This window comes from Citrobacter sp. Marseille-Q5395 (assembly GCF_947057495.1).
Taxonomy (GTDB): domain Bacteria; phylum Pseudomonadota; class Gammaproteobacteria; order Enterobacterales; family Enterobacteriaceae; genus Citrobacter; species Citrobacter murliniae.
In genome coordinates this window covers 181,314-204,518 of sequence record NZ_CAMSEL010000002.1, presented here as the reverse complement: position 1 = coordinate 204,518, position 23,205 = coordinate 181,314, and the positions used below count along the sequence as shown (strand labels likewise).

General features: G+C 51.3%; 22 protein-coding genes. 14 read left to right on the top strand and 8 right to left on the bottom strand.

Annotated elements, in window-relative coordinates; translation table 11 throughout:
* The first annotated feature begins 8 nt into the window (after nt 1-8).
* Nucleotides 9-923: a muramoyltetrapeptide carboxypeptidase gene (gene ldcA, locus OH663_RS04625; protein WP_045443859.1), complete on the top strand. Its 915-nt coding sequence runs from the start codon at nt 9-11 to the stop codon at nt 921-923.
* A gap of 98 nt (nt 924-1,021) precedes the next feature.
* A complete protein-coding gene (locus OH663_RS04620; protein ID WP_045443861.1) occupies nt 1,022-2,755 on the top strand; it encodes a potassium/proton antiporter in 1,734 nt (577 codons plus the stop codon).
* A gap of 62 nt (nt 2,756-2,817) precedes the next feature.
* Here OH663_RS04620 and dadX read toward each other — a convergent pair whose 3' ends face one another.
* Nucleotides 2,818-3,888, bottom strand: a complete 1,071-nt coding sequence (gene dadX, locus OH663_RS04615; RefSeq protein WP_200011059.1) for a catabolic alanine racemase DadX — start codon at nt 3,886-3,888, stop codon at nt 2,818-2,820.
* A gap of 12 nt (nt 3,889-3,900) precedes the next feature.
* Nucleotides 3,901-5,199, bottom strand: coding sequence for a D-amino acid dehydrogenase (locus OH663_RS04610; RefSeq protein WP_045443866.1), 1,299 nt, complete (start codon nt 5,197-5,199; stop codon nt 3,901-3,903).
* 322 nt (nt 5,200-5,521) lie between these two features.
* On the opposite strand from OH663_RS04610, the gene OH663_RS04605 reads away from it, so the two are divergent.
* Nucleotides 5,522-7,054, top strand: coding sequence for a SpoVR family protein (locus OH663_RS04605; RefSeq protein ID WP_045443867.1), 1,533 nt, complete (start codon nt 5,522-5,524; stop codon nt 7,052-7,054).
* Between the two features lie 40 nt (nt 7,055-7,094).
* Here OH663_RS04605 and fadR read toward each other — a convergent pair whose 3' ends face one another.
* Nucleotides 7,095-7,814 carry a fatty acid metabolism transcriptional regulator FadR gene (gene fadR, locus OH663_RS04600; protein WP_045443868.1) on the bottom strand — a complete coding sequence of 240 codons (720 nt, stop codon included), beginning with the start codon at nt 7,812-7,814 and terminating at the stop codon, nt 7,095-7,097.
* Nucleotides 7,815-8,051: 237 nt separating this feature from the next.
* On the opposite strand from fadR, the gene nhaB reads away from it, so the two are divergent.
* From nhaB to OH663_RS04585, 3 genes are all read left to right on the top strand, one after another.
* The gene (nhaB, locus tag OH663_RS04595; RefSeq protein ID WP_045443873.1) at nt 8,052-9,596 is read left to right on the top strand and encodes a Na(+)/H(+) antiporter NhaB; all 1,545 of its coding nucleotides are present in this window, start codon (nt 8,052-8,054) and stop codon (nt 9,594-9,596) included.
* A gap of 141 nt (nt 9,597-9,737) precedes the next feature.
* Nucleotides 9,738-10,268, top strand: coding sequence for a disulfide bond formation protein DsbB (dsbB, locus tag OH663_RS04590; RefSeq protein ID WP_045443875.1), 531 nt, complete (start codon nt 9,738-9,740; stop codon nt 10,266-10,268).
* Nucleotides 10,269-10,377: 109 nt separating this feature from the next.
* On the top strand, nt 10,378-10,719 hold the full coding sequence (locus OH663_RS04585; RefSeq protein WP_045443877.1) for a TehB family protein: 342 nt from the start codon (nt 10,378-10,380) through the stop codon (nt 10,717-10,719).
* A gap of 29 nt (nt 10,720-10,748) precedes the next feature.
* Here OH663_RS04585 and OH663_RS04580 read toward each other — a convergent pair whose 3' ends face one another.
* The 3 genes from OH663_RS04580 to OH663_RS04570 all read right to left on the bottom strand — a co-directional run bounded on the left by OH663_RS04580 (nt 10,749) and on the right by OH663_RS04570 (nt 12,310).
* Nucleotides 10,749-11,195, bottom strand: coding sequence for a YcgN family cysteine cluster protein (locus OH663_RS04580; RefSeq protein ID WP_045443879.1), 447 nt, complete (start codon nt 11,193-11,195; stop codon nt 10,749-10,751).
* 92 nt (nt 11,196-11,287) lie between these two features.
* Nucleotides 11,288-11,947: a fumarylacetoacetate hydrolase family protein gene (locus OH663_RS04575; RefSeq protein WP_045443881.1), complete on the bottom strand. Its 660-nt coding sequence runs from the start codon at nt 11,945-11,947 to the stop codon at nt 11,288-11,290.
* Nucleotides 11,948-12,016: 69 nt separating this feature from the next.
* A complete protein-coding gene (locus OH663_RS04570; RefSeq protein ID WP_045443883.1) occupies nt 12,017-12,310 on the bottom strand; it encodes a YcgL domain-containing protein in 294 nt (97 codons plus the stop codon).
* A 126-nt stretch (nt 12,311-12,436) separates the two neighbouring features.
* Here OH663_RS04570 and minC point away from each other — a divergent pair, with 126 nt between their 5' ends.
* The 3 genes from minC to minE are packed head-to-tail and all read left to right on the top strand — an operon-like array spanning nt 12,437 to nt 14,250.
* A complete protein-coding gene (minC, locus tag OH663_RS04565) occupies nt 12,437-13,144 on the top strand; it encodes a septum site-determining protein MinC (RefSeq protein WP_200011062.1) in 708 nt (235 codons plus the stop codon).
* A 23-nt stretch (nt 13,145-13,167) separates the two neighbouring features.
* The gene (minD, locus tag OH663_RS04560) at nt 13,168-13,980 is read left to right on the top strand and encodes a septum site-determining protein MinD (protein WP_045443887.1); all 813 of its coding nucleotides are present in this window, start codon (nt 13,168-13,170) and stop codon (nt 13,978-13,980) included.
* Nucleotides 13,981-13,983: 3 nt separating this feature from the next.
* Nucleotides 13,984-14,250 (top strand): cell division topological specificity factor MinE, encoded by a 267-nt coding sequence (gene minE, locus OH663_RS04555; RefSeq protein ID WP_003833739.1) that lies wholly within the window; start codon nt 13,984-13,986, stop codon nt 14,248-14,250.
* An 81-nt stretch (nt 14,251-14,331) separates the two neighbouring features.
* Here minE and OH663_RS04550 read toward each other — a convergent pair whose 3' ends face one another.
* Nucleotides 14,332-15,249 carry a LysR substrate-binding domain-containing protein gene (locus OH663_RS04550; protein WP_045443897.1) on the bottom strand — a complete coding sequence of 306 codons (918 nt, stop codon included), beginning with the start codon at nt 15,247-15,249 and terminating at the stop codon, nt 14,332-14,334.
* Between the two features lie 103 nt (nt 15,250-15,352).
* Between OH663_RS04550 and OH663_RS04545 the strand changes: the two genes are divergently transcribed.
* From OH663_RS04545 to OH663_RS04525, 5 genes are all read left to right on the top strand, one after another.
* The gene (locus OH663_RS04545; protein WP_045443899.1) at nt 15,353-16,435 is read left to right on the top strand and encodes a tartrate dehydrogenase; all 1,083 of its coding nucleotides are present in this window, start codon (nt 15,353-15,355) and stop codon (nt 16,433-16,435) included.
* A gap of 259 nt (nt 16,436-16,694) precedes the next feature.
* Nucleotides 16,695-18,296: a BCCT family transporter gene (locus OH663_RS04540; RefSeq protein WP_045443903.1), complete on the top strand. Its 1,602-nt coding sequence runs from the start codon at nt 16,695-16,697 to the stop codon at nt 18,294-18,296.
* 47 nt (nt 18,297-18,343) lie between these two features.
* Nucleotides 18,344-19,468, top strand: a complete 1,125-nt coding sequence (gene yeaW / locus OH663_RS04535; protein ID WP_045443906.1) for a carnitine monooxygenase, oxygenase subunit YeaW — start codon at nt 18,344-18,346, stop codon at nt 19,466-19,468.
* Nucleotides 19,469-19,486: 18 nt separating this feature from the next.
* The gene (locus OH663_RS04530) at nt 19,487-20,935 is read left to right on the top strand and encodes an NAD-dependent succinate-semialdehyde dehydrogenase (RefSeq protein ID WP_200011065.1); all 1,449 of its coding nucleotides are present in this window, start codon (nt 19,487-19,489) and stop codon (nt 20,933-20,935) included.
* Between the two features lie 59 nt (nt 20,936-20,994).
* Nucleotides 20,995-21,960 (top strand): PDR/VanB family oxidoreductase, encoded by a 966-nt coding sequence (locus OH663_RS04525; protein WP_200011068.1) that lies wholly within the window; start codon nt 20,995-20,997, stop codon nt 21,958-21,960.
* Between the two features lie 50 nt (nt 21,961-22,010).
* Here OH663_RS04525 and rnd read toward each other — a convergent pair whose 3' ends face one another.
* Entirely contained in the window at nt 22,011-23,126 is a 1,116-nt protein-coding gene (gene rnd, locus OH663_RS04520) for a ribonuclease D (protein WP_045443915.1), read from the bottom strand.
* Between the last annotated feature and the right edge of the window lie 79 nt (nt 23,127-23,205).

Sequence of the window (23,205 nt, the reverse complement as noted above, 5' to 3'; positions counted from 1 at the left end):
GAAATGCCATGTCCCGGTTTCACTTAATTGCCCCTTCGGGCTACTGTCTCAACCAGCAAGCGGCGTTACGCGGGCTTCAGCGTCTTACTGAAGCTGGTCATCAGGTCGAAAACTCTGCAGTTATTGCCCGTCGCTACCAGCGTTTTGCCGGTACCGAAGCAGAACGACTGGCGGATGTAAATTCACTCGTTGACCTGAAAACGCCCAATACCATTGTGATGCCGGTACGCGGCGGCTACGGCGCTAGTCGTTTGCTGGAGGATATTGACTGGCAGGCGCTGGCCGCCAGACAGCAACACGATCCGTTGCTTATCTGCGGGCACAGCGACTTTACGGCAATTCAGTGTGGTCTGCTGGCGCAGGGCAATGTCATCACCTTCAGCGGTCCGATGCTGGCAGCAAACTTCGGTGCCGAGGAGATGGATCCGTTTACTGAACAGCATTTCTGGCTGGCGCTGCGCAATGCGCAATTTACAGTCGACTGGCAGGGTAATGGCCCTGAATGCGCGACTGAAGGAACGTTGTGGGGGGGAAATCTGGCGATGCTCATGTCGCTGATAGGTACGCCGTGGATGCCAGCTATCGATAACGGTATTTTGGTGCTGGAAGACATTAACGAGCACCCATTCCGCGTAGAACGTATGCTCCTGCAGTTGTATAACGCGGGTATTTTAGCTCGCCAGAACGCCATCATTCTGGGCAGTTTTAGCGGCAGTACGCCGAATGATTACGACGCCGGTTACGATCTGGATGCAGCCTGTACGTTTCTACGTTCCAGACTGTCTGTGCCATTGATTAGCGGCCTCGATTTTGGCCATGAGCAACGTACCGTCACGCTACCGCTGGGCGCTAATGCAGTGCTGAAAAATGATAAAAACGGCAGTCAGCTCACACTGACCGGACATCCGGTGATTAAATCGTAAAAAAAGCTTCATCCAGGGCTAAGTAAAACGCTGTTTCTGTCGTTATTATGTTAGGGTGTTATTAATACGAAACAGCGTAATTCAGGAGTAAACGAACGTTGGATGCCGCAGCAATTATCAGCCTTTTTATTTTAGGTTCCGTCCTCGTCACTTGTAGTATTTTACTCAGTTCATTCTCATCACGCCTTGGTATCCCTATTCTGGTGATATTTCTCGCTATCGGTATGTTGGCGGGCGTGGACGGTATTGGCGGTATTCCTTTCGATAACTACCCTTTCGCTTACATGGTGAGTAACCTGGCGCTGGCGATAATCCTGCTCGATGGCGGGATGCGAACCCAGGCCAGCTCCTTTCGCGTTGCGCTAGGTCCGGCGTTATCGCTGGCAACCATCGGGGTGTTGGTTACCTCAGGGTTAACCGGCATGATGGCCGCATGGCTGTTTCATTTGGATCTTATCGAAGGGCTGTTGATTGGTGCGATTGTCGGGTCAACTGATGCCGCGGCAGTCTTCTCTCTGCTCGGTGGTAAGGGACTTAACGAACGTGTCGGTTCCACGCTGGAAATAGAATCAGGTAGCAACGATCCGATGGCGGTATTTCTGACCATCACACTTATCGAAATGATCCAAAACCATGAGACCGGCTTAAGCTGGATGTTCGCGGTGCATATTATCCAGCAATTTGGTCTGGGTATCGCACTCGGTCTCGGCGGTGGTTATCTGCTGTTGCAAATGATTAACCGAATTTCGCTGCCTGCCGGACTCTATCCGCTGCTGGCGTTGAGCGGTGGGATCCTCGTTTTTGCCGTCACTACCGCACTCGAAGGAAGTGGAATTCTGGCGGTCTATCTGTGCGGATTTTTGCTTGGTAATCGCCCTATTCGCAACCGGTTTGGTATTCTGCAAAACTTTGACGGCCTGGCCTGGCTGGCGCAAATCGCGATGTTTCTGGTGTTGGGACTGCTGGTTACGCCGTCCGACCTGCTGCCAATTGCAGTGCCGGCGCTGATTTTATCTGCCTGGATGATTTTCTTTGCCCGCCCGTTGTCAGTGTTCGCCGGGCTGTTGCCGTTTCGGGGCTTCAATCTGCGCGAGAGAATTTTTATCAGTTGGGTTGGCTTACGCGGCGCGGTACCGATTATTCTGGCCGTATTCCCCATGATGGCCGGGCTGGAAAATGCGCGGCTGTTCTTTAACGTCGCGTTCTTCGTGGTGTTGATCTCGCTACTGTTTCAGGGCACGTCACTTTCCTGGGCCGCGAAAAAAGCCAAAGTGGTGGTCCCCCCGGTCGGCTGGCCTGTATCCCGTATTGGCCTGGATATTCATCCTGATAACCCCTGGGAGCAGTTCGTTTATCAGCTTAGTGCAGACAAATGGTGCGTTGGTGCAGCATTGCGTGATCTGCATATGCCAGAGGAAACACGAATTGCGGCACTGTTTCGCGACAACGTGCTGTTTCACCCGTCAGGCAGTACCCGTCTGCGTGAGGGCGATGTTTTGTGCGTGATTGGCCGCGAACGCGACCTCCCGGCATTAGGGAAGCTGTTCAGCCAGTCACCTCCGGTGGCATTAGACCAACGGTTTTTTGGTGATTTTATTCTCGAAGCCAGTGCCAAATATGCTGACGTCGCGCTGATTTATGGGCTGGAAGATGGAACCGAGTACCGCGAAAAACAACAAACGTTGGGTGAAATTGTCCAGCAACTGTTAGGTGCAGCACCGGTTGTGGGCGACCAGGTGGAGTTTGCCGGCATGATCTGGACCGTTGCTGAAAAAGAGGATAATGCGGTATTGAAGGTCGGTGTGAGGGTGGCCGAAGAAGAGAGTGAATAACTGAACTGACCGTAACTTTCGTGGGCCGGATTAGCATAAATACCATCCGGCCATGTGTAAAGTTACACCGTCACAACAGGCACACGCAGCGCCAGCGAACACATTAACTCATAGCCCACCGTACCTGCCGCTGCTGCCACATCATCGATTTTGATCTCTTTCCCCCACAGCTCTACAGGCGTACCTATTCCTGCCTGTGGACACGGTGTTAGATCAACGGCCAGCATATCCATGGATACCGTTCCTACCGTACTGGTTCGCACACCGTCCACCAACACTGGCGTACCGCTTGCTGCATGACGCGGATAACCGTCGGCGTAGCCGGTAGCCACAATTCCTATTCGCTGCTCACCGCTGGCAGTGTAACGCCCGCCGTAACCGACCCGGTCCCCCGCTTTCAGCGTCTGCACACCAATGATTTCGCTGCTCAACGTCATGACGGGTTTAAGACCTGTGTTGGCAATATCACGCCATTGCCCGGATGGAGATGCGCCGTACAAAATAATACCAGGACGAACCCAGTCAAAATGCGCTTCCGGGTGCCACAGCGTCGCTGCCGAGTTAGACAGCGAACGTTTGCACTCCAGTCCTTCCGTCGCCAGCCCGATCCGCGTCATCGCCTCCTGAATGCCATCCGGGTGTTCAGCATCCGCAAAATGTGACATCAGCGTCATTTGACCGACGTTAGGCATCGCCCGCAGCTGTTGCCAGACGGTCGATATCCGTTCCGGTAAAAAACCCAGCCGGTTCATGCCGCTGTTAACCTTCAGATAAACATCCAGCGGCGCGATAAGGCGGGCATTCTGCAACGCTTTAAGCTGCCAGTTACTGTGTACACAGGTGGTCAGACGATACGTGTCATACACCGTCAGGTCTTCAGCATGGAAAAAGCCCTCCAGCATGAGGATCGGGCCTTTCCATCCACGCTCGCGCAAGGTTATCGCCTCTTCAAGATTGAGCATGGCGAAACCGTCGGTCGTTCCCAGCGCATTCCAGACACGTTCTATGCCGTGTCCGTACGCATTAGCTTTTACCACTGACCAGACGCGAGCGTCCGGCGCAGCCTGGCGCGCAATTGCCAGATTTTGTTTCAACGCCTGCAGGTCAATGCTGGCCAGTATCGGGCGGGTCATCTCGCGTCCTTATCAGTTATGTGCGCCGTGTAAATGCCGAGGACGTGACGGAGTAAATCCAGGGCTGTAACGTGCCACGCTCAGGTCGTCGTACGGTATCGCGGGAGTGCGCCCGGACAGAATATCGCTCAGGAGCTGGCCTGAGCCACAGGCCATTGTCCACCCCAGTGTGCCGTGACCGGTATTGAGCAACAGATTCTTAAAGCGGGTACGCCCCACGACTGGCGTACCGTCCGGCGTCATCGGGCGCAGTCCGGTCCAGAAGGTCGCCTGTTCCACATGACCACCGCGCGGGAAGAGATCGCGCACCACCATCTCCAGCGTTTCACGACGCGGCTGTAATAACTCCGTATTGAAGCCCACAATCTCTGCCATACCGCCAACGCGAATACGGTTATCAAAACGGGTAATGGCGATTTTGTAGGTTTCATCAAGAATAGTGGAAACCGGTGCACCATTTTCCTCGGCAATTGGGATAGTCAACGAATAGCCCTTAAGCGGATACACAGGGATATCAACAATCCCTTTCAGCATTGCCGTGGAGTAAGAGCCAAACGCCATCACATAGGCATCGGCTTTGATGATTTCATCTCCGCACTGCACGCCGTATATCTGCTCGCCTTCGCTCAGCAGCTTATCAACCGGCGTGTTGTAGCGAAACTTAACGCCCGCCAGCTCCGCCATTTGCGCCAGCCGCTGGGTAAACAACTGGCAGTCTCCGGTTTCGTCATTAGGTAAGCGCAATCCGCCGGTCAGCTTATGCGCGACTTCAGCCAGCGCCGGTTCGACTTCCGCCAGGCGGTTAGCTTCCAGCAACTGATAAGGTACTCCAGCATCTTCCAGGACTGCGATGTCACGCGTGGCGTTCTCATACTGTTGCGCGGTGCGGAAGAGTTGTAACGTCCCACCCTGACGACCTTCATACTCAATGCCCGTCGTCGCGCGCAGTGCCTTCAGGCAATCGCGGCTGTACTCCGCGAGGCGTACCATACGACCCTTGTTTTCCATGTAATGGCTGGTGTCACAGTTACGCAGCATTTGCCACATCCATTTCAGCTGGAACTGCGTACCGTCAAGGCGAACGGCTAACGGAGCATGGCGCTGAAACATCCACTTAATTGCTTTTAGCGGTACACCCGGCGCCGCCCAGGGTGCGGCATAACCTGGAGAGATTTGCCCCGCATTCGCCGCGCTGGTTTCCAGTGCCGGGCCGGGCTCACGATCAATGACGGTGACATCGTGTCCAGCCTGACTTAAATACCAGGCGCTGGTCACGCCAACGACACCACTTCCCAGTATGACAACTCGCATAGCCACTCCGTTAACAGTAAAAGAACAATCTTCTAATTACATCTTGATAACTCAGTTGAAAATATTATTCAACATATGGCTTTTTTATGGTGACCTATCTCACACATAGCGGTGATTGCAGGGAACTCTCTGGTTTGGGATCTCCTGCTACGCGTTATTTTTATCCAGCATAAAATTTTGTGATTATTGCGTTTTTCGACTCCACGCTGATGAGATATCGCAAAGAAAAATTTTCTGCTTGAGCACGCTTTTTAACACCGTGTTCTATGCTTGAAATGAGGTACTCCAGACAGAGAGTGCCGCCAACAATGAGGGTGCGCGAATGGCTACGATTGATTCCATGAACAAGGACACCACGCGGTTGAGCGATGGACCCGACTGGACGTTTGATCTGCTGGATGTCTATCTGGCGGAAATAGACCGCGTGGCGAAACTCTATAAGCTGGATACCTACCCGCACCAAATCGAGGTGATCACCTCCGAGCAGATGATGGACGCCTACTCCAGCGTCGGGATGCCGATCAACTATCCTCACTGGTCGTTTGGTAAAAAGTTTATTGAAACCGAACGTTTGTATAAGCATGGGCAGCAAGGACTGGCCTATGAGATTGTCATTAACTCTAACCCATGTATCGCTTATTTGATGGAGGAGAACACCATTACCATGCAGGCGCTGGTGATGGCGCATGCCTGCTACGGGCACAACTCCTTTTTCAAAAATAATTACCTTTTCCGCAGCTGGACCGACGCCAGCTCGATTGTCGATTATCTGATTTTCGCGCGGAACTACATTACCCAGTGCGAAGAGCGCTACGGGGTTGATGAAGTTGAAAAACTGCTCGACTCCTGTCACGCGCTGATGAATTACGGCGTTGATCGCTATAAACGCCCACAAAAAATTTCATTACAGGAAGAGAAAGCCCGGCAAAAAAGCCGTGAAGAATATCTGCAAAGTCAGGTGAATATGCTGTGGCGTACCTTGCCGAAAAAAGAGGAAGAGAAAACCGTGTTTGAAGCGCGGCGTTATCCCTCTGAGCCACAGGAGAACCTGCTGTACTTCATGGAGAAAAACGCCCCGCTGCTGGAGTCCTGGCAGCGAGAAGTCCTGCGCATCGTGCGTAAGGTGAGTCAGTATTTTTATCCGCAGAAACAGACCCAAGTGATGAACGAAGGCTGGGCGACATTCTGGCATTACACCATCCTTAACCACCTTTATGATGAAGGTAAAGTCACCGAGCGGTTTATGCTGGAGTTTCTTCACAGCCATACCAATGTGGTATTCCAGCCACCGTACAACAGCCCATGGTATAGCGGAATCAACCCCTATGCCCTCGGTTTTGCGATGTTCCAGGATATCAAGCGTATATGTCAGTCGCCTACCGAGGAGGATAAATACTGGTTCCCGGATATTGCCGGTTCCGACTGGCTGGAAACTCTGCATTTCGCGATGCGCGATTTTAAAGACGAGAGCTTTATCAGTCAGTTCCTGTCACCGAAAGTGATGCGTGATTTCCGTCTGTTCACCGTGCTGGATGATGACAGGCATAACTATCTGGAGATTTCAGCAATTCACAACGAAGAGGGTTATCGTGAAATCCGCAACAGATTGTCGTCGCAATATAACCTGAGCAACCTGGAGCCAAATATTCAAATCTGGAATGTTGATCTGCGCGGCGATCGTTCCCTCACCTTACGCTATATCCCGCATAACCGCGCGCCGTTGGATAAAGGACGTAAAGAGGTGCTGAAACATGTACATCGTCTGTGGGGATTTGATGTGACGCTGGAACAACAGAATGAGGATGGGAGCGTTGAACTACTGGAGCGTTGCCCGCCAAGAATGAACGGTCTGTAAAATCTAATGCCGGATGACGCTGTCATCCGGCATTTAGCGATTAGCGGCCCTGAATAGCTAAATCACCCGGCAGATTCTTCTGCATACGATGCCAAATTTCACCACTATCGTGACCATAGCGGCGCACCGTTTCATATACCTGGTCATGAGAACCCTGCTCACACAGCTCTGACAGTTTACGGTAGAAATTCAGCGCCAGACCACGGGCTTCCGGGTTGGCAAAGTAATGACGGCCAATACGCGTATACAGCCCTTTCATTCCGTTCAGGATCAGACCATAAATCGGGTTACCGGACGCAAATGCCAGGCCGCGGAAAATGTTGTAGTCCAGATCGGCGAATGCGTCAGCATGATCGGCAACCTGATTCGCCGTCGCCAGAACGTCCTGCGCTTTGTCCGGATGCTGGCGGAACGCAGTACGAATAAAGATCGTCGAGATATTGGTTCGCACCGACAGCAAATTATCAATCAACTGCGGGACACTCTCATGATCGAGGCGCGCCAGCGTTTCCAGGATGTTCAGCCCGGACGTTTCCCAGAAATTATTCACTTTTGTCGGTTTACCGTGTTGAATGGTCAACCAGCCGTCCCGCGCCAGGCGTTGCAATACTTCACGCAACGTGGTTCGTGTGACTCCGATGAGTTCAGAGAGTTCACGTTCTGCGGGCAAAATAGTGCCAGGGGGGAAGCGGTTATTCCAGATACTTTCAATGATGTACTCTTCCGCGAACCCCGCCGGGCTTTGCGCCTTAATGACCATAGTAATAATTCCATTACACAGCAAAACATAGTTACAGTTATCATACCAGACGGGTTACATAGCTGATAGCTGACACCATGAAGAAAAAGTGGATCAAGGCTTCATTTTCCAGATAACGCTGAAGTACATCTGCCGCGAGGCGTCACGTGAAGAGCTTGCCTGCAATCCTTCGTCCCGCTAAGCTTTGCGGTCAAACATAAAAACATGATTTCATTTTTATAGGTAAGGGAAACTGCCATGGAGCTCTCCTGGAGTCGCGCGTTGTGGCGCAACTTTTTGGGCCAGTCGCCAGACTGGTACAAACTCGCATTACTTGTCTTCTTAATCGTTAATCCGGTCATATTTTTCATCAACCCGTTTGTCGCTGGCTGGTTACTGGTTGCTGAATTCATTTTTACGCTGGCAATGGCGCTAAAATGTTATCCGCTGCTACCGGGTGGGCTGTTGGCCATTGAAGCCGTGATCATCGGCATGACCAGCGCCGCACATGTTCGCGAAGAGGTTGCCGCCAATCTGGAAGTGTTATTGCTGCTGATGTTTATGGTGGCAGGCATCTACTTTATGAAGCAGTTGCTGCTGTTTATTTTTACCCGACTGCTGCTCAGCATCCGTTCCAAAATGATGCTGTCGCTGGCTTTTTGTGTTGCCGCAGCCTTCCTTTCCGCGTTCCTTGATGCATTGACTGTTGTTGCAGTGGTAATAAGCGTGGCGGTAGGTTTTTATGGCATCTACCATCGCATCGCCTCTTCCCGTGGTGAAGATAATAATATGCTCGATGACAGCCATATCGATCAGCATAATAAAGCCGTGCTTGAGCAGTTCCGCGGTTTTCTGCGCAGCCTGATGATGCACGCGGGGGTCGGTACAGCGCTGGGTGGCGTGATGACCATGGTGGGAGAACCGCAAAACCTGATTATCGCTAAAGCAGCGGGCTGGCATTTCGGTGACTTCTTCCTGCGCATGTCGCCAGTAACCGTCCCGGTATTGATTTGTGGACTGTTAACCTGCGTACTGGTCGAGAAATTACGTTGGTTCGGCTACGGTGAAACGCTGCCAGAGACGGTACGTGAAGTCCTGCAGCAGTTTGACGATCAAAGCCGCCTGCAGCGCACCCGCCAGGATAAAATTAAACTGATCATTCAGGCGATTATCGGCGTCTGGCTGGTGGTCGCCCTGGCTCTGCATCTGGCAGAAGTCGGGTTGATTGGTCTGTCTGTTATCATCCTGGCAACCTCTTTAACCGGTGTTACCGACGAGCATGCCATTGGGAAAGCATTCACCGAATCACTGCCGTTCACCGCACTGCTCACCGTATTTTTCTCTATTGTTGCCGTGATTATCGATCAGCAACTCTTCGCGCCGATTATTCAGTTTGTTTTACAGTCATCAGAGCACGCACAGCTCACCCTGTTCTATCTCTTCAACGGCCTGCTCTCTTCTATCTCCGATAACGTTTTTGTTGGGACAATTTATATCAACGAAGCGAAAGCGGCGATGGAACACGGAACAATCAGCCTTAATCAGTTTGAGCTGTTAGCCGTAGCGATCAATACCGGCACCAACCTGCCTTCCGTCGCCACGCCTAATGGTCAGGCGGCTTTTCTGTTCCTGCTGACCTCCGCACTGGCACCGTTGATTCGACTTTCCTATGGCCGCATGGTATGGATGGCTCTGCCTTATACTCTCGTCCTGACACTGGTTGGGCTTCTCTGCGTGGAGTTTACGCTCGTCCCGGTGACCGAGTGGATGACACAAACAGGCTGGTTAGCCACACTTTCATAGCAATTCACCGGGCAAATCACTGCCCGGTTTGACTTTTTGCATGATAATTATCCAATTACACAATATTTCAATTGCCGCTAGTGGCGCTTAAATTGAATTGGTTTAAACTGCGGTCTCTACGCATGTTGCAGGGAAATTATTATGTTGCGATTTTTAAACCAGTGTTCCCGTGGTCGTGGGGCATGGTTATTGTTGGCGCTCACCGCTTTGGCTCTGGAACTGGTCGCGCTGTGGTTCCAGCACGTTATGCTGCTTAAACCTTGCGTGTTGTGTATTTACGAACGTAGTGCATTATTCGGCGTGATGGGTGCTGGAGTGGTGGGGGCAATCGCGCCGAAAACACCGCTGCGCTACGTAGCAATCATTATCTGGATTTACAGTGCATGGCGCGGCCTGCAGTTGGCGTATGAACATACGATGATTCAGCTTCACCCGTCACCCTTTATGACCTGTGATTTTGCCGCGCGTTTCCCGAGCTGGTTACCACTGGATAAATGGCTGCCGCAGGTATTCCTCGCATCCGGTGATTGTGCTGAACGTCAATGGTCCTTTTTAACCCTGGAAATGCCGCAGTGGCTATTGGGGATTTTTGCTGCTTATCTCATTGTCGCCGTGCTGGTGTTGATTGCTCAGCCGTTTAAACCGAAAAAACGCGACCTCTTCGGCCGCTAACAGAACGCTCCTCCGGGAGCGTTTTTTTTACCATAATGTCGTTGCCTGGTGGCATTTATAAGATGTATATTAAATGCATCTTATAAATGCCACACCAAGGAGATGTCTTATGTCCCACTTACGCATCCCGGCAAACTGGAAAGTTAAACGCTCTACACCCTTCTTTACTAAAGACAATGTCCCTGCAGCATTGCTTTCTCACCACAACACGGCAGCAGGTGTCTTTGGACAACTCTGCGTGATGGAAGGAACGGTAACCTATTACGGTTTCGCCAATGAAGAAGCGACAGAACCTGAGGTGAAGGTAGTTATCAATGCCGGTCAGTTCGCAACCAGCCCACCGCAGTACTGGCATCGTGTTGAATTAAGTGACGATGCACAATTCAATATTAATTTCTGGGTTGAAGATGACAACCACGGAGATGAGATGTATCAGGCGAAAAAGTCCTAATCTTCAACGCCTGCTGATCAATGGGCGGTTCATTCCGCCCATGAAGGTTTGTTCAAAATATGGTCCTGCCAGTCATACACTTCCGATTCTTTCACTGCAATATGTCGTACCGAAATGCGTTCACCATGCATTGCCGCTTTAGAACCGGTCAGCAACGGGTGCCAGTCTGGCAACCCCTTACCTTCCGCTAACAGACGATAGGCACAGGTCATCGGTAGCCATTCAAAAGTCGGGAGATTATCACGCGTTAACTTAATACAATCAGGCTCATATTCGAATCGGCGTTCATAATTACGGCACTGGCAGGTTTTAATGTTGAGCTGACGACAGGCGACGTTGGTAAAGTAAATTTCGTCGGTGTCCTCATCCATCAGCTTATGCAGACAGCATTGACCACACCCATCACATAATGACTCCCACTCGGCATCGGTCATTTCATCCAGGGTTTTGCTTTGCCAGAAAGGTTTGTCGCTCATCAGGGTATCCGCTATTGCAATAAAGCTGCACCTTATAACCAGTCTGGCACGCTGATGCAAGTTTTGCCGCCCGAAAAGGCGGCAAGAAGAGATTACAGCACTCGGGTCGTGAGAGTCTGACCATGGAAACTAATAGCCAGCTCATCGCCACTGTGCAATGGCCCAACACCTTCCGGCGTCCCCGTCAGCACAACATCACCCGCTTTAAGCGTGAAGAAACGGCTCATATAGGCAATCAACGGGACAATTTGATGGATCATATCCGCTGTGGAACCGTGCTGACGTTTTTCACCGTTTACTGTCAGACCGAGCTGCGTATTTTGCGGATCGCCGTTAAATTCCGAAACAGGAATAAAGCCAGACAACGGACAGGAGTTATCAAATCCCTTCGCTTTCTCCCACGGCTGACCCGCCTTCTTCATTTTGCCCTGAATATCACGCAGGGTCAGATCCAGAGCCACACCATAGCCAGCGATGGCTTTGCGCACGTGCTCTTCCGTCGCCTGGCGCAGAGTCGAACCAATCAGCACCGCCAGCTCAACTTCGTGGTGAACAGATCCCATATCCGCCGGGATCACCAGCGGCTGACGCAGATCGCACAGTGCGGTTTCAGGTTTTATGAACAGGACCGGTTCATCGGGCGTTGCACTACCCATCTCTTTAATATGCTTTGCATAATTGCTGCCTACACAAACCACTTTACTTACCGGGTAATCCAGCAGAGCACCATGCCAGTTGTGATGTTGATACATTACTTTCCCCTAACGTAGTCATTGATTTCATAAACTGCATCGATGGGACACGCTACTGCCGGATACAGTTTAAGGTTTAACGTCTGGTGTATTTTGTTTAACCACTGACAGATGCTGTTTGAGTAAATCTTCTGGCGGTGGCGGTAATTGTAAATAATAGCCCTGCTCAGTTAACGCCTGTTTTACTTTTTCAAGATCGGCGTTGACGAGTTTTTTACGGCCATCAAGCGGTAAAATCATTGCCAGCTTCGGTTGACCAAATCCTTTCATCAGTTCTTCAGGAACGCGTGAGAAATCGTCTTTTTTTTCGACATATAAATAGGTCTGGTCACGTTTGCTGCTTCGGTAGATCACACAAAACATATCTTTTACTCTGAATTCAGGGAATGGTGGCTTGCCTCAATATAATACTGACTATAACATGCCTTATAGTCTTCGGAATATCATCCCGCGCTGGGGATGATAAATAGCAAATTGAGTAAGGCCAGGATGTCAAACACGCCAATCGAGCTTAAAGGCAGTAGCTTCACCTTATCAGTGGTTCACTTGCACGAAGCAGAACCCGAGGTTATTCGTCAGGCGTTGGAAGACAAAATCGCGCAGGCACCTGCTTTTTTAAAACATGCTCCCGTGGTGATCAACGTCAGTGGCCTTGAAAGCCCGGTAAACTGGCCGGCGCTGCAAAAAGTGGTCGCATCTACCGGCCTGCGTATTATTGGCGTCAGCGGCTGTAAAGACGCCAAACTTAAGGCAGAAATAGACGAATTGGGTCTTCCTTTACTCACTGAAGGTAAAGAAAAAACCATCCGTTCCGCGCCAGTTAATACCCCGGCCCCTGCCGCGCCACCACAAAACGTTACTCCCATCACAAAAACGCGATTAATAAATGTACCGGTTCGTTCCGGTCAGCGTATTTATGCACCACAATGTGATCTGATTGTTACAAGCCACGTCAGCGCAGGCGCTGAGCTTATCGCTGATGGTAACATTCACGTGTATGGTGTGATGAGAGGCCGTGCACTGGCGGGCGCCAGCGGTGACCGGGAAGCACAAATTTTTTGTACCCATCTGACGGCAGAACTGGTGTCTATCGCAGGTGTATATTGGCTGAGTGATAATATCCCAGCAGAATTTTATGGCAAAGCGGCTCGTCTGCAATTAGCAGAGAACGCTTTGACAGTTCAACCGTTGAATTGATCCCTTTTTAACAAGGAATTTCTATGGCACGCATTATTGTTGTTACTTCGGGTAAAGGGGGCGTTGGCAAAACAACCTCCAGCGCGGCCATCGCTACAGGTTTGGCCCAGAAGGGAAAGAAAACTGTCGTTATTGATTTTGATATCGGCCTGCGTAATCTTGATTTGATTATGGGTTGTGAACGCCGCGTCGTTTACGACTTCGTCAACGTGATCCAGGGCGATGCGTCGTTAAATCAGGCGTTAATCAAAGATAAGCGTACCGAAAATCTCTTTATTCTTCCGGCCTCACAGACTCGCGATAAAGACGCGCTGACGCGCGAAGGCGTCGCAAAAGTTCTGGATGATCTGAAAACGATGGGCTTCGATTTCATCGTCTGCGACTCCCCGGCAGGTATTGAAACCGGCGCGTTGATGGCCCTGTATTTTGCTGATGAAGCTATCATCACCACCAACCCGGAAGTTTCATCCGTACGTGACTCTGACCGTATTCTGGGTATTCTGGCGTCGAAATCTCGTCGCGCTGAAAATGGTGAAGATCCGATTAAAGAGCACCTGTTACTTACGCGCTACAATCCGGGCCGCGTAAACAAAGGCGACATGCTCAGCATGGAAGATGTACTGGAGATTCTGCGAATCAAGCTGGTCGGCGTGATTCCTGAAGATCAGTCAGTCCTGCGCGCGTCTAACCAGGGTGAGCCGGTTATTCTCGACATCAATGCTGATGCCGGCAAAGCCTACGCAGATACCGTAGACCGTCTGTTGGGAGAAGAACGTCCTTTCCGCTTCATTGAAGAAGAGAAGAAAGGTTTCCTCAAACGCCTGTTCGGAGGATAAGTTATGGCATTACTGGATTTTTTTCTCTCGCGGAAAAAGAGCACAGCAAACATCGCTAAAGAGCGACTGCAGATTATTGTTGCGGAACGTCGTCGCAGTGACGCCGAGCCGCATTATTTACCGCAGTTGAGGAAAGATATTCTCGACGTTATCTGTAAGTATGTACAAATTGACCCCGAAATGGTCACCGTACAACTTGAACAAAAAGACGGCGATATTTCTATCCTCGAACTTAACGTGACATTACCTGAAGCAGAAGAGTCTAAATAACGTCTTTTGTAAAAGAGTATGGTCAGCAGCAAAAAGGCAGATTATTCTGCCTTTTTTATTTTTCCCCCAGCCAACTCGCATTTATTCCAGAGAAAACCTGGGGTAATTCTCCTCAAAATAGCGGCGCAAAAACTCAACCGTAATACGAATTTTGGCCGATGTCGCCAGGCGAGAAACATATACAGCCCAGATATTAGCTGGCTGATAATACTCTGGTAATATCTGAACCAGATGTCCGCTAGTAATGTTGTCGCATACATCCCACCACGAACGCAGCGCAATACCCTGCCCATCCAGACACCACTGATGAACAACCTCACCGTGATTAGATGATAATGGACCCGTCACTTTAATCGAGTGCTCACCTTCTTTATTACGCAATTGCCAGATGCCAAACGGATGATCACGTTCTTTAATTACCAGGCAGGGAAAGCTTGCCAGTTCATTCAGTTGCTTAGGCGCACCGTATTGCGTCACAAATTCTGGTGAAGCGCACAGGATGCGATAATTAGTCGCCAGCTTTCGTGCTATCAAATTAGGAGCAATATCATCACCAATACGAATATCAAGATCGACACCTTCATTAACCAGATCCACCAACCGATCCTCAACATCGAATCTTAGCTCAAGCTGCGGATACTGTTTCGCCAGTGCAGACAGTGCAGGCGCCACCACCTGGCGACCAAAGCCAAAGCTACTGATAATGCGCAACATACCCTGAGGGATCTGCCGGACATCAGACAACTCATCCATCATCTGATCCACATCCTGCAGGATCCGCTGCGCCCATTCGTAGATCCGCTCTCCCTCTTCCGTGATGGTCACTCGCCGCGTGGTGCGGTGTAACAACACGACATTCAGCGTCTGTTCAAGCAGCGCAACGCGCTTGCTGATAAACGCGGGAGAAACGCCCAACTCCTCAGCAACAGCGGCAAATCCTGCACGACGGGCAACCAGCATAAAGACGCGTAAATCATTTAGCAGCGGCAGATTATTCATGATCTGTGTTTTATGTTTCACCAGTTAGGGGGATTAACTCTTAATCAGTCAATTATAGGATAAGGGGAAAGTCAATTTTGATGGCGTACAAGTGAGAGCTGCTATGAAGAAAACCTGTCGTATTGCCGCTATTCCCGGAGATGGTATTGGTAAAGAAGTCCTGCCTGAAGGCATTAATGTGTTACAGGCGGCTGCGGAGCGTTGGGATTTGTCGCTCAGCTTTGAGCAAATGGAATGGGCCAGCTGCGAATACTATACGCATCACGGAAAAATGATGCCGGATGACTGGCATGAGCAGCTAAAATCATTCGATGCTATCTATTTTGGAGCTGTCGGTTGGCCAGATACCGTGCCGGATCACATCTCATTATGGGGATCATTACTCAAGTTTCGGCGCGAATTCGATCAGTACGTCAACCTGCGTCCGGTTCGCCTGTTCCCCGGCGTTCCCTGTCCACTGGCAGGAAAAAAACCAGGCGACATTGATTTTTATGTCGTGCGCGAGAATACCGAGGGGGAATACTCTTCACTGGGCGGGCGAGTAAACGCAGGAACCGAGCATGAAGTGGTCATTCAGGAATCCGTCTTCACCCGTCGTGGAGTCGACCGCATTTTGCGTTACGCGTTCGAACTGGCCCAGAGCCGTCCACGCAAAACGTTAACCTCTGCAACCAAATCAAACGGTCTTGCCATCAGTATGCCCTACTGGGATGAACGCGTTGAAGCCATGGCAGCTCAATATCCTGAGATTCGCTGGGATAAGCAGCATATCGATATTCTGTGCGCCCGTTTTGTTATGCAGCCTGAACGCTTTGACGTGGTGGTCGCCTCGAACCTGTTTGGCGATATCCTTTCCGATTTAGGCCCTGCTTGCACAGGGACAATTGGTATTGCCCCTTCTGCAAACTTAAACCCGGAACGCACCTTTCCATCGTTGTTCGAACCGGTACACGGTTCGGCACCAGATATCTACGGCAAGAATATCGCCAACCCGATTGCCACAATCTGGGCGGGAGCCATGATGCTGGATTTCCTCGGCAACGGTGATGCAAATTATCAGGCTGCTCACGATGGGATCGTGGCGGCGATTGAACAGGTCATTGCCAGTGGTCCTAAAACACCGGATATGAAAGGGACCGCCACCACATCACAGGTTGGCCAGGCCATCTGTCAGGCCCTTCGTTAAAGGTCAAACCACTTAATTTGAGCCGCGTCACTGACGCGGCTTTTTTATGCGTTCAATTGCTGAAATAACCTGCGCGAATTCACCTTTTATTATTTCCGTTCCGTGTTTTATTGCTTCACGCATCGGGCAATTGTTTAATTCATGTAAAGAACAAATAATTAAAATGTTAAATAACGAAGCGACACATTGTACCCCTACAGCATGATAACAACGACAGGCTAATGCCAAACGCGGGCAACTTATGCCCAGGAGATCACCCATGTTGAGCAACGTAAAGAAAAAAGATGTGCCACTCATAGCCATCAGCCTGGTGGCCATTCTTTTTATCGCAGCCACACTGAGTTTCTTCCCTCAGCAATCCGCGCAAGCGGCAAACACCATTTTTAATGGTGTCACCCGCATGCTGGGTTCAGCAGTCCAGATACTGGTCCTCATGGCTATGGGACTGGTCATCTATCTTGCCACCAGCAAGTACGGCAACATTCGTCTGGGAGAAGGCAAAGCGGAATACAGCACACTTTCCTGGCTGTTTATGTTTATCTGCGCCGGGTTAGGTTCTTCCACGCTCTACTGGGGCGTTGCAGAATGGGCCTATTATTACCAGACTCCGGGCCTGAATATCGCCCCCCACTCGCAAAAAGCACTGGAATTCAGCCTGCCCTACTCTTTTTTCCATTGGGGGATCAGCGCGTGGGCAACCTATACGCTGGCCTCATTAACCATGGCTTATCACTTCCATGTGCGTAAAAACAAAGGGTTGAGCCTGTCCGGTATTATTGCTGCAATTACTGGCGTTCATCCGCAAGGCGTCTGGGGGCGCTTAGTCGACCTGATGTTCCTGATTGCCACCGTCGGCGCGTTAACCATCTCCCTGGTCGTCACCGCAGCCACCTTTACTCGTGGCTTATCGGCTCTCACTGGTCTGCCGGATAACTTTACGGTGCAGGCATTTGTGATCCTGTTTTCGGGGGGCATCTTCTGTCTCAGCTCCTGGATTGGCATCAATAACGGCTTACAACGTCTGAGCAAAATGGTTGGCTGGGGCGCATTTTTGCTGCCGCTGCTGGTATTGATCGTCGGCCCAACCGAGTTCATCACTAACAACATCATCAATGCCATCGGCCTGACAACACAAAACTTTTTGCAAATGAGCCTGTTTACCGACCCTCTCGGTAATGGTGAGTTTACCCGCAACTGGACGGTATTTTACTGGCTGTGGTGGATCTCCTATACCCCTGGCGTGGCGATGTTTGTTACCCGCGTTTCCCGTGGACGCAAAATTAAGGAAGTGATCTGGGCATTGATCCTTGGTAGCACCGTCGGTTGCTGGTTCTTCTTCGGGGTGATGGAAAGTTACTCTATCCATCAGTTTGTTAACGGTGTAATTGATGTTCCGCAAATAATGGCAACGCTTGGCGGCGAAACGGCCGTCCAGCAGGTACTGATGTCACTACCCGCCGGGAAACTGTTCCTGGTGGCCTATCTGGCTATCATGATTATTTTCCTCGCCTCACATATGGATGCTGTGGCCTATACCATGGCGGCCACCAGCACGCGCAATCTTCAGGAAGGTGAAGATCCCGAGCGCGGCTTACGCCTGTTCTGGTGCGTGGTCATTACCTTGATTCCATTATCGATTCTGTTTACCGGTGCTTCACTGGAAACCATGAAGACTACCGTGGTACTGACCGCACTTCCCTTCCTCGCCATTTTGCTGGTGAAGGTCGGTGGTTTTCTTCGCTGGGTTAAACAGGACTATGCCCATATTCCTGCTCACCAAATTGAAAGTCATCTTCCCGACGCACAGGGCGGCGAGCCAGTTACGCCACCCGCCGGGGCATTACTCAAAGGCGACAGTTGAGCGCCAGTACAAAAACATCCTCTTACTCACAAATTAAAGGTAATCCAATGAGCAATCTGAGCCCTGAGTTTATTCTGCCGCAAAATTTTTGTGCCAACCCGCAGGACGCATGGACCATCCCGGCACGGTTTTATACCGATCAACAGGCGTTTGAGCACGAGCAAGAGAACGTGTTTGCCAAAAGTTGGATTTGCGTAGCCCACAGCAGCGAACTGGCAAAACCAAATGACTATGTCACTCGTGAAGTGATTGGCGAAAATATCGTGCTGGTACGGGGTCGCGATAATGTGCTGCGCGCTTTCTACAACGTCTGCCCACATCGGGGTCATCAGTTGCTAAGCGGCGAAGGGAAAGCGAAGAATGTCATTACCTGTCCCTATCACGCCTGGGCTTTTAAGCTCGATGGCAACCTGGCACACGCCCGTAACTGTGAAAACGTGGCTAATTTCGATAGTGAGAAAGCCCATCTCACACCGGTACGTCTTGAAGAATATGCCGGATTCGTATTTATCAATATGGATCCGAATGCCGGCAGCGTTGAAGATCAACTCCCGGGACTGGCAGCGAAAGTTGTCGAAGCCTGCCCTGATGTACACGATCTGAAACTGGCTGCGCGCTTTACGACTCGCACACCTGCCAACTGGAAAAATATCGTTGATAACTATCTGGAGTGCTACCACTGCGGTCCGGCACACCCTGGTTTTTCCGACTCGGTACAGGTTGACCGCTACTGGCACACCATGCATGGCAACTGGACTCTGCAATACGGTTTTGCCAAACCATCAGAGCAGTCATTTAAGTTCGAAGAAGGCGTTGATGCCGCCTTCCACGGTTTCTGGTTGTGGCCATGCACCATGCTCAACGTCACGCCAATTAAAGGCATGATGACCGTTATCTATGAGTTCCCGGTGGATGCAGAAACCACACTGCAAAACTACGACATCTACTTCACCAATGAAGAACTCACCGAAGAGCAGAAAGAGCTGATTGAATGGTATCGCAATGTCTTCCGCCCTGAAGATTTACGTCTGGTCGAAAGCGTACAAAAAGGGCTGAAATCACGCGGCTATCGCGGTCAGGGACGCATTATGGCAGATACCAGCGGCAGCGGGATTTCTGAACACGGTATTGCCCATTTCCATAACCTGGTAGCCCAGGTGTTTCAGGATTAATCCTTGAAGGAGTTCGTCATGACCGTCTTTCAGACTTCACTTTTCCGCCAGCAGGCGTTTATCGCCGGGAACTGGTGCGACGCCGATGACAACAATACGTTATCGGTCAGCAATCCGGCGACAGGCGCTATTCTGGGGAAAATACCCAATATGGGAATGTCAGAGACTCAGCGGGCTATTGATGCCGCCTCTCAGGCGTTACCCAACTGGCGTGCAATGACCGCAGCCCAGCGTTCCACTCTGCTCAAAGCCTGGCATCACTTAATTCTCGACAACAAAACGGCGCTGGCGCAAATCATGACTGCCGAACAGGGAAAACCGCAGACAGAAGCGGAAGGCGAAATTGTCTATGCCGCTTCGTTTATTGAGTGGTTTGCCGAACAGGCAAAACGCACCAACGGTGAAATCATTCCCTCTCCTACAACGGACAAGCGGTTGATGGTGATCCGCCAGGGCGTCGGCATCTGCGCCGCGATTACGCCGTGGAACTTCCCCGCCGCCATGATCACCCGCAAAGCCGGTCCGGCACTGGCTGCAGGCTGTACGATGGTGATAAAACCGGCCAACGAGACGCCGTTCACAGCACTGGCGCTGGCCGAGCTCGCACGTCAGGCCGGCATTCCCTCAGGCGTCATCAACGTCGTAACAGGAAAATCACGCGAAATTGGCGCTCAGTTCACCGCTGATGATCGTGTACGTAAGCTCTCGTTCACGGGTTCAACAGAAGTCGGACGCGTCCTGATGCGCCAGTGTTCTGACTCCATCAAAAAGGTGTCACTGGAGCTGGGGGGTAATGCGCCGTTTATTGTGTTTGATGACGCAGATATTGATAAAGCCGTCGAAGGGGCGTTGGTTGCCAAGTTTCGCAACGCCGGACAGACCTGTGTCTGTGTGAATCGTTTTTATATTCATCAGGCCATTTACGACACGTTTTGCGAGAAGTTTGTCGCCCGTGTCGCCGCGCTGAAGGTAGGCAATGGTGAGCAACCAGGCGTACAGACCGGACCACTGATCAACAGCGCCGCCGTAGACAAAGTGCAGTCACTTCTTGATGACGCCCTGACGCGTGGTGCCACGCTGTTAACCGGCGGCCAACGCCATGCGCTGGGCGGAAACTATTTTACCCCTACCGTCATCGGCAACGTGCAGCCAGGCACGCAACTGTTACAGGAAGAAATCTTCGGACCGGTCGCCGCGCTGGTGAAATTTGACGATGAACAGGACGTGATCCACCAGGCAAACGATACGATCTACGGTCTGGCATCTTACTTCTATAGTAATGACGCTGCGCGTATCTGGCGAGTTTCTGAGCAGCTTGAATACGGCATGGTGGGGATCAATACCGGGCTTATCTCTAATGAAGTTGCCCCGTTTGGCGGCGTCAAACAGTCCGGCCTTGGGCGTGAAGGCTCTGAACACGGTATCGAAGATTACCTGGAGATGAAATATCTCTGCCAGGGGCTGTGACACAGATTCCGGCGCGCAGGGTTAACCCGCGCCGGACAGATTTTTAAGGGAGTGCCGCGATGTCTGAATATCAAATGCATGAAGTGCGGGTCAGCCGGATTGAGACCATTACTCCACATGTAAAATGTTTCACCTTAGTTGCCTCTGCAGGCGGCTCGTTACCCGCGTTCAGTGGAGGCAGCCATATAATCGTGCAGATGCGCGATGGCGAAAATCTCTACAGCAATGCCTATTCGCTGATGAGTTCACCGCTTGATACCACCGCTTATCAAATAGCTGTACGACTGGAGGAGGAGTCCAAAGGCGGCTCACGTTTCTTACACCAGAACGTGAACGCTGGCGACACGCTGACGATATCCACACCAAATAATCTCTTTGCCCTCGAACCTCAGGCACGAAAACATATACTGATTGCAGGAGGCATTGGCATAACGCCCTTTTTATCGCAGATCCCGGAGCTGGAACAATCACACGCTGAGTGGCAACTGCATTACTGCTCCCACAGCCCGGAAAGCTGCGCATTTCATCATGAACTCACTCAGCACATCAACGCCGAGCGCATTCATCTGCACCTTTCTACCGAAGGCACCCGCCTTGACCTGGCGCGTCTGCTGGCCGATGTAGAACCCGGCACGCATATTTACACCTGCGGCCCTGCTGTACTTAACGATGCCGTTAGACGCGAAGCCGCCCGCCACGCTCTGGACAACGATACGCTACATTTCGAACAATTTGCCGTGGAAGATAAGAGCGGTGATGCGTTCACCCTTGTGCTGGCACGTTCTGGACGTGAATTTGTCGTGCCAGAAGAGATGACTATTTTACAGGTTATCGAAAATAACAAAGCGGCCAGGGTGGAATGTCTATGTCGCGAAGGCGTATGCGGTACCTGTGAAACGACAATTATTGAAGGGGAAGCGGATCATCGCGATCAGTATTTCAGCGACGATGAGAAGGCCAGCCAGCAAAGTATGCTCATCTGTTGCTCGCGCGCCAAAGGCAAACGTCTGGTCCTTGATTTGTAATCACGTCAGGCCGGGTGAGCGATAGCGCTACCCGGCATAGTCTGGTCAACTTACTGCGGATATTCCAGCAACAGTGCGTTAAGACGCTCGGCCATCAGTTCACCACGCCAACCGGAAATCAGTTCCGGCAGGGAAGCCTGCGGCTTTAGTTTCCAGTGCCAGTTGAGAAGCTGATTTATCTGACGGCGCGAAGCCAGTAACTCAACGCTGAGATTATGTTCCGCACTCACCTCTGCAACCAGTGCCTTAATGGCCTTGAATGCCTTGCGATATCCCGGCATATCCATCAGGTTCAGCAACGGTTCCGGCAATGATTCTTCCGGCAGAGCCTGAGCCTTCTCCACCAGCGAAATCAGCGTCTTGCCGTGAAAACGAATCTCGCTACCGGAAAGACCCAGACTGTCCAGTTCACCCAGACTACCTGGCATATAGCGAGCGACAGACCACAGGTGTTCTTCACGTACCACAAAGTTCACCGCCAGATCGCGCTCACGCGCCTTACGTAATCGCCAGTCAGCCAGCAGTTGCAGGCAGGCAAGCTGGCGGGTTCGTAGTTGCCAGGCATTGGTTATCTCGCGCCACGCATCTTCAGGCGCCAGAATTTCCTGACGACGCTGCTGCATCAAACGGCACTCATCCAGCGCGGCGGGCAGCCAGCCAGAGGCATCAGTCTCTGTCATCAGCTTTTGGGTGATCGGTAATAAATACCAGACATCCGCTGCCGCATACTCACACTGACGCTCAGTTAACGGACGCGCCAGCCAGTCAGTGCGGGATTCGCTTTTATCCAGCGCCACTCCCGTATACTCTTCCACCATCGCGGCAAATCCCCACGATAATGGACGTCCGCAGAACGCAGCCAGAATTTGTGTATCAATCAGCGGCTGTGGAAGTTCGCCAAAGGCGTTAAGAAACACTTCCAGGTCTTCACTTCCTGCATGCAGGAATTTGGTAATGGCAGTGTCCTGCAAAATGGTCTTCAGCGGTGACCAGTCGGTGATCCCAAGCGGATCAATCAGAGCAACGTGTTTGCCATCAAACAACTGGATCAGACCCAGTTGCGGGTAATAGGTACGTGTGCGAACAAATTCAGTATCCAGGGCAATAGCCGGAAACTCACGAACGGCTTCGCACAGCGTGGCCAACGCGTCGTTCGTGGTGATCATTTGGTAATTCAAATCGTGCTCTCTCAGGTTTGCACCAAAAAAAACGCCGGTTTAACCGGCGCTTTCTGATGGCTGTCTT

Bases quoted from the DNA above. Each gene is read 5' to 3' on its own strand.
- fadR (WP_045443868.1), bottom strand. From the start codon at position 7,814: ATGGTCATTAAGGCGCAAAGCCCGGCGGGGTTCGCGGAAGAGTACATC.
- minE (WP_003833739.1), top strand. From the start codon at position 13,984: ATGGCATTACTGGATTTTTTTCTCTCGCGGAAAAAGAGCACAGCAAAC.
- OH663_RS04610 (WP_045443866.1), bottom strand. From the start codon at position 5,199: ATGCGAGTTGTCATACTGGGAAGTGGTGTCGTTGGCGTGACCAGCGCC.
- OH663_RS04570 (WP_045443883.1), bottom strand. From the start codon at position 12,310: ATGTTTTGTGTGATCTACCGAAGCAGCAAACGTGACCAGACCTATTTA.
- OH663_RS04545 (WP_045443899.1), top strand. From the start codon at position 15,353: ATGAAGAAAACCTGTCGTATTGCCGCTATTCCCGGAGATGGTATTGGT.
- OH663_RS04605 (WP_045443867.1), top strand. From the start codon at position 5,522: ATGGCTACGATTGATTCCATGAACAAGGACACCACGCGGTTGAGCGAT.
- OH663_RS04580 (WP_045443879.1), bottom strand. From the start codon at position 11,195: ATGAGCGACAAACCTTTCTGGCAAAGCAAAACCCTGGATGAAATGACC.
- OH663_RS04525 (WP_200011068.1), top strand. From the start codon at position 20,995: ATGTCTGAATATCAAATGCATGAAGTGCGGGTCAGCCGGATTGAGACC.
- OH663_RS04575 (WP_045443881.1), bottom strand. From the start codon at position 11,947: ATGTATCAACATCACAACTGGCATGGTGCTCTGCTGGATTACCCGGTA.
- OH663_RS04550 (WP_045443897.1), bottom strand. From the start codon at position 15,249: ATGAATAATCTGCCGCTGCTAAATGATTTACGCGTCTTTATGCTGGTT.
- dadX (WP_200011059.1), bottom strand. From the start codon at position 3,888: ATGACCCGCCCGATACTGGCCAGCATTGACCTGCAGGCGTTGAAACAA.
- nhaB (WP_045443873.1), top strand. From the start codon at position 8,052: ATGGAGCTCTCCTGGAGTCGCGCGTTGTGGCGCAACTTTTTGGGCCAG.
- OH663_RS04530 (WP_200011065.1), top strand. From the start codon at position 19,487: ATGACCGTCTTTCAGACTTCACTTTTCCGCCAGCAGGCGTTTATCGCC.
- OH663_RS04540 (WP_045443903.1), top strand. From the start codon at position 16,695: ATGTTGAGCAACGTAAAGAAAAAAGATGTGCCACTCATAGCCATCAGC.
- minD (WP_045443887.1), top strand. From the start codon at position 13,168: ATGGCACGCATTATTGTTGTTACTTCGGGTAAAGGGGGCGTTGGCAAA.
- minC (WP_200011062.1), top strand. From the start codon at position 12,437: ATGTCAAACACGCCAATCGAGCTTAAAGGCAGTAGCTTCACCTTATCA.
- rnd (WP_045443915.1), bottom strand. From the start codon at position 23,126: ATGATCACCACGAACGACGCGTTGGCCACGCTGTGCGAAGCCGTTCGT.
- yeaW (WP_045443906.1), top strand. From the start codon at position 18,344: ATGAGCAATCTGAGCCCTGAGTTTATTCTGCCGCAAAATTTTTGTGCC.
- ldcA (WP_045443859.1), top strand. From the start codon at position 9: ATGTCCCGGTTTCACTTAATTGCCCCTTCGGGCTACTGTCTCAACCAG.
- OH663_RS04585 (WP_045443877.1), top strand. From the start codon at position 10,378: ATGTCCCACTTACGCATCCCGGCAAACTGGAAAGTTAAACGCTCTACA.
- dsbB (WP_045443875.1), top strand. From the start codon at position 9,738: ATGTTGCGATTTTTAAACCAGTGTTCCCGTGGTCGTGGGGCATGGTTA.